Origin of the sequence: Kitasatospora sp. NPDC004799 (genome assembly GCF_040609095.1) — a bacterium.
Lineage (GTDB): Bacteria > Actinomycetota > Actinomycetes > Streptomycetales > Streptomycetaceae > Kitasatospora.
This window is the reverse complement of record NZ_JBEXJK010000533.1, coordinates 1-4,871: the sequence shown is the minus strand read 5'-3', so window position 1 is coordinate 4,871 and position 4,871 is coordinate 1. Positions and strand designations below refer to the sequence as shown.

General features: G+C 78.3%; 4 protein-coding genes. 3 read left to right on the top strand and 1 reads right to left on the bottom strand.

Going from position 1 to position 4,871, the window contains the following annotated elements; all coding sequences use genetic code 11:
• From ABZW03_RS37325 to ABZW03_RS37315, 3 genes are all read left to right on the top strand, one after another.
• The coding region (locus ABZW03_RS37325; RefSeq protein ID WP_355268800.1) for an asparagine synthase-related protein at positions 1-1,801 on the top strand (1,801 nt) is incomplete at its 5' end.
• A gap of 849 nt (positions 1,802-2,650) precedes the next feature.
• Positions 2,651-3,172, top strand: a complete 522-nt coding sequence (locus ABZW03_RS37320) for a universal stress protein (protein ID WP_355268798.1) — start codon at positions 2,651-2,653, stop codon at positions 3,170-3,172.
• 132 nt (positions 3,173-3,304) lie between these two features.
• Positions 3,305-4,009, top strand: coding sequence for a DsbA family oxidoreductase (locus ABZW03_RS37315; RefSeq protein WP_355268796.1), 705 nt, complete (start codon positions 3,305-3,307; stop codon positions 4,007-4,009).
• A gap of 124 nt (positions 4,010-4,133) precedes the next feature.
• On the opposite strand, the gene ABZW03_RS37310 is transcribed toward ABZW03_RS37315, so the two are convergent.
• The coding region (locus tag ABZW03_RS37310; RefSeq protein WP_355268794.1) for an NPCBM/NEW2 domain-containing protein at positions 4,134-4,871 on the bottom strand (738 nt) is incomplete at its 5' end.

Here is a 4,871-nt window from a genome sequence, read left to right as displayed (position 1 = left end):
GACGTGTTCGGGCTGTCCTTCTCCACCGAGCTCGGCTACACCAACATGCTGGCCGCGCTCGACCTGGCCGGCATCCCGCTGGAGGCCAAGGACCGGCGGCACCGCGTACGCCACCGCCGCGCTGCCGCTCGCCGACCTGGTCGGCGCCCCGCTGGACGCCGGCCACCTGGCCGCCCGGCTCGCCTGCCCGGAGTCCCCCGAGGCGCTCGGCACCGGCACCCCGTACCTGGGCGTCCAGCGGGTGCCGCCCGGCCACGTGCTCGGCATCCGGGGCGGCCGCCCGTACCTGTCCGGCTACGACGACCCGGCGGGCGCCGAGCAGCCGCGCGACGAGGCGCCCGCGATCCGCGAACTCACCCGCGCCCTGTTGGAGTCCGTCCGCTCCCGGGTCCGCACCACCGCCCCGGCCCTCGATGCGGCTCCCGACCCGGTCGGGCGGGCCCGGCTCGGCGTCGACCTCTCGTACGGGACGGCCTCCGCGACCGTCGCCCTGCTCGCCGCCGCCGTCCCGCTGCCGCCGGTGCCCACGGCCACCGCGGCGGACCGGGCGGCCACCGCCGGGGCCAGGAGCGGTGCGGTCAAGGGCTCCTGGGCCCGCACCGCCGTCCGGGAACCCGCCGCCCCCGAGCAGCTGGCCGCCGTCACGCTCGGCGAGACCGAACCCCCGGCCGGGCTCGCGCTCGCCCCCGACACCCCGCGGCTGCGGCACACCGTGCTCGACCCCGGCCCGGACACCCTCCCGTACGCCGGGCCGGGCGCCGACCCGCAGTCCGGCCGGCTCACCGACGAGCCCGGGCCCGAACTCGTCGCCGCCGCCCGGGCCGAGGCCCGCTTCGACGCCGGCGGCACCGACCACCTCACCGGCTACGGCGCCCGCCAGGTGCTGGACGGGCACCCGGCCCGGCTCGCCGACCTCATCCGGGCCGGCCGGCCGCGCGAACTCCTGCCCCCGCTCGTCGCGCTGGCCGGCGCCGACCGGGCGGCCGCCGGCGTCCTCACCGGCGCGCTGCGCACCCCGCTCACCGTGGTCCGGGCCGCCCACCGGCTCTCCCGGGTCCGCTACGCCGAGGCGCTGGACGAGGCGGCCGCCAGACTGACCGCCCGCCACGTCCCGGACGGCGCCGGCACGGCGGGGGCCCGCTCGGCCGTCGACCTCGCCTGGTGCGTGCCCGGCCCGGCGGCCCGCTGGCTCTCCGACGAGGCGCTCTCCTCGGTCGCGCTGCGGCTCCGCCTGGCGGCGCGCAAACCGGCGCCCGAGGAACACCCCGGCGCGCACCGGGCCCGGCACGCCCTCTACCGGCAGGCGCGCGGGTTCCGCACGCTCGTGCACGCCGCCGAACAGCCCGGACAGCGGCTGCACGCGCCCTTCCTCGACAACCAGGTGGTGCGCGCCGCCCGGCTGCTGCCCGACGACGTCCGCCTCCAGCCCGGCGCCCGGCACGCCCTCCTGCACGCCGTCCTCACCGGCGCCGGCCGCACCGACCTGCCTCCCGACTGGGGCCGCGGTCCCCGCCCCGACCGCACCGCCCCCGCCCGCGCCGGGCTGCGCCTCGCCGCCGACGGCCTCACCGAACTCTTCGACGCCCCGCTGCTCGCCGAGGCCGGCCTCATCGACCTCCCCGCCGTCCGCGCCGACCTCGCCCGCGCCGCCGACCCCGCCACCCCCCTCTCCCCCTCCGCCCTGGCCGGCCTCGCCGACCTGGTCGGCACGGAACTCTGGCTCCGCCGCGTCCGCGCCCGCCGCCACGGCGCCTGCTGGACCGGCCTCCCCAGCCCCCGCCACCCGGCCCTCACCCCCTGACCCCGCCCGCTTCCGCCTGCGGCCCGTACCCCAGCCCACCGCGACGGCGCTTGCTGCTGGGGCCTACCTGGCCCCGGTCGGTCATCGCCCCTTGGCCCGGGCGCGGCTGTCCCTGTGGTCGTCGACCGAGCCCGGTCCTCCCGTGCCCCGGCCACTGGCGCCCGGCGCGTCCGGGCTCGTCGCCCCGCTGCCTGCTGAAGCGGTCTGCCCAGCCCTTACCCTGACCCCGCTCCGCTGCCGCCCGCGGCCCGGGAGGGGCCCCAGTTCGCCCCCCGCCCCGTGGTCGGCCGCACCTCCACAGACCTCTGGCTCCGCCGGTCCGCGCTCGCCGCCGCGGCGCGTGCTGGAGCGGTCCGCCCAGCCCCCGCCACCCGGCCCCACCCCCTGACCGCGCCCGTCGCTGCCGCCCGCCGCCCGGGCCTGCTTCGGCCCGCACACCGGCCCACCGGTCTCCGGTCCTCGCCCCATGCCATGAAACTCTGGCTCCTCCGGGGCCGCCCCCGCCGCCGGACGCGTACCGGAGCGGCCTGCCCAGCCCGGGCAGTCCGCTCCGGTGCGGCCGGGCCGTGTCCTCCGGTACTCCGGCCCACCGGCCGCAGGTTTTTGCTCCCGCCGGGCCCGCCGCCCCGGCGCTTGCCGGAGTGGTCCGTCCAGCCGGCCCGCCCTCGCCCCCTGACGCCGGGCCGCTGCCGTGGTGATGGTCGGGTGGCCCGCTCAGGGGCGACGGGGCGTGGTCCCCCGTCCGGGCGCTCCTCCCGTCCGCCCCGCCCTGCGGCGCGGTTGCCGGGCCAGGGTCGGCGGGGCGGTGATGATGGCGGAGGTGTGGATCCGGGGTGAGGAGGGTGTGCGGTGGCCGGTGGGAGCGCGGGGCGGGAGGTGCCGGTCGTGCTGTCGGTGCTCGGGCGTCCGCCGGCGGGGCGGACGCCCGGGGTGCTGGCGGCGTGCGACGGGTCGGACGGGTCGCTGTGGGCGCTGGACCGGGCGATGACGGAGGCCGAGCTGTTCGGGCTCCCGCTGTACGTGCTCGCCGTGGTCAACCCGGCGCCGGCCGGCTACCCGCCGGGGATGGCGGAGCTGGTGCAGGAGAGCGTGGAGACGCTGGTCGAGAGCATGGCGGACGGGCTGCGCCGCTCGGTGGCCGCCGTGCAGCGCCAGCGCCCCGCGCCGTACGCGGGGGAGCTGTCGCTGCACGTGGTGCTGGGCAACGTGATCGAGGTGCTGCTGGAGGCGGCGACCCGGCAGCACACGCTGGTGATCGGCACCCGGGGCAACGGCGGCTTCGCCCGCTTGCTGATGGGCTCGGTGAGCTCGGCGGTGGTGCACCACGCGGCCTGCCCGGTCCTGGTGGTCCCGGCGCCGCCCGCGAGCTGAACCGGCGGCTGAACCGGCGGCTGGACAGGTGGGCCGGACCGGCGGGCCGGGGGAATGCCGGGAATGCACCGAGATGGTTCATCGTTCACCCATCTCGTACCCGTTCGACGACACGCCCCCTGGAGTCCCCGCATGAAGGTCGAGATCTGGAGCGACATCGCTTGTCCCTGGTGCTACATCGGCAAGCGCCGCTTCGAGCAGGCCCTGGCGGACTTCCCGGGCAAGGAGCAGGTCGAGGTCGTCTACCGCCCGTACCAGCTGGTCCCGGACGCCCCCGCGACCGCGAGCCCGCACCGCGCCTGGCTGGCCGAGCGCTACGGCCCGCAGTCGGTGGCGATGGACGCGCGGGTGGCCGAGCTGGGCCTCACCGAGGGCATCACCTACGACTTCGACGCCGCGCTGCACGCCAACACCTTCCTGGGCCACCGCCTGCTGCACCTCGCCGAGTCCGAGTACGGCCCGGCTGTCCAGGGGCGGCTGAAGGAGGCGCTGCTGAAGGCGCACTTCACCGACGGCGTCGACGTCGGTGACCGCGCCGCGCTGACCGACGTCGCCGTGTCGGTCGGGCTCGACCGGGACCGGGTGACGGCCTACCTGGCGGGCGACGAGGGCACCGCGGAGGTCAACGCCCAGCTGGCCGAGGGCCGGGAGCTGGGCATCAGCGCCGTGCCGACCTTCGTCTTCGAGGGCAAGTGGGCCGTCCAGGGCGGCCAGGACGCCGAGACCTTCGGCAAGGTGCTGGAGCAGGTCGCCGCCGAGATCGGCGAGCGCCGCCCCGCCCCGGTGCAGGTCGCCCCGGCCGGGGAGGCCTGCGCGGACGGTTCCTGCGCCATCTGACGGCCACCGTCCGACAGCCGCCATCTAACGGCCGCCGTCCGACGGCAGCCGCGCCGCGGACCCGAGGCCCGCTCCAGGACCCCTGGAGCGGGCCTCCGTCACGACCGCCCGGGGCGCGCCCCCGTCACGAGCACCGGAACCGGGCCTCGGCCCAGTCCGCGACGTTCAGCGCCGACCAGATCCCGCTCACCGGCGTGACCACCAGCTTGACCGTCTTCTGCCCGGCCAGCGGCACGTGCACCGGCACCGCGTCGTCGCCGGCGGCCAGCGCACGGGAGCGCCACAGGGTGGTGCCGTCGCCGCCCTGGACGGAGAAGACGACCCCGCCCGGCGAGATCGTGGCGTCGTCCACCCCGGCCACCGCGTCGAAGGACGCGCAGCTGCGGTTGAGGTCGATCACGGTGGCCGCCGGGGCGTGCACGGTGATCGCGTGCGGGTGGTAGTCGCCGCCGATCCAGCCGCCGTCGCGCTGCCAGAACTTGTCGCTGCCCTTCTGCCGGATGCTCGGCTCGGGCGGCGGCACCCGGTTGCCGCCGGGCTTGAGCACGGGCAGCGAGTTGCCCCAGAAGTCGCTGAGCACGGGCGGCGTCGGCGTGGTGACGGTCGGGGTCGGCACCGGCGGCAGGGTGGGCGTCGGGACGACCGGCACGTCGGGCGTGGGCACCGGCGGCAGCGTCGGCACCGTCACCACCGGGGGAGTGACGGTCGGCCCGGGCGCCTTCGGGCTGCTGGGGGCGGGCGTACCGGGCTCCGGCGCCCGGGTGGTGGCGGGCGGCGGCGTCGGTGCGGGCTTGGCGGCCGGCTTGGCCTCGGGGCTCGCCGCGGGCGCCGCCGGGGCCGGATCGGCCTCGCTGGGCGGTGC

Excerpts from the sequence above, each read along its gene's own strand:
- ABZW03_RS37315 (WP_355268796.1), top strand. The coding sequence starts at position 3,305 with ATGAAGGTCGAGATCTGGAGCGACATCGCTTGTCCCTGGTGCTACATC.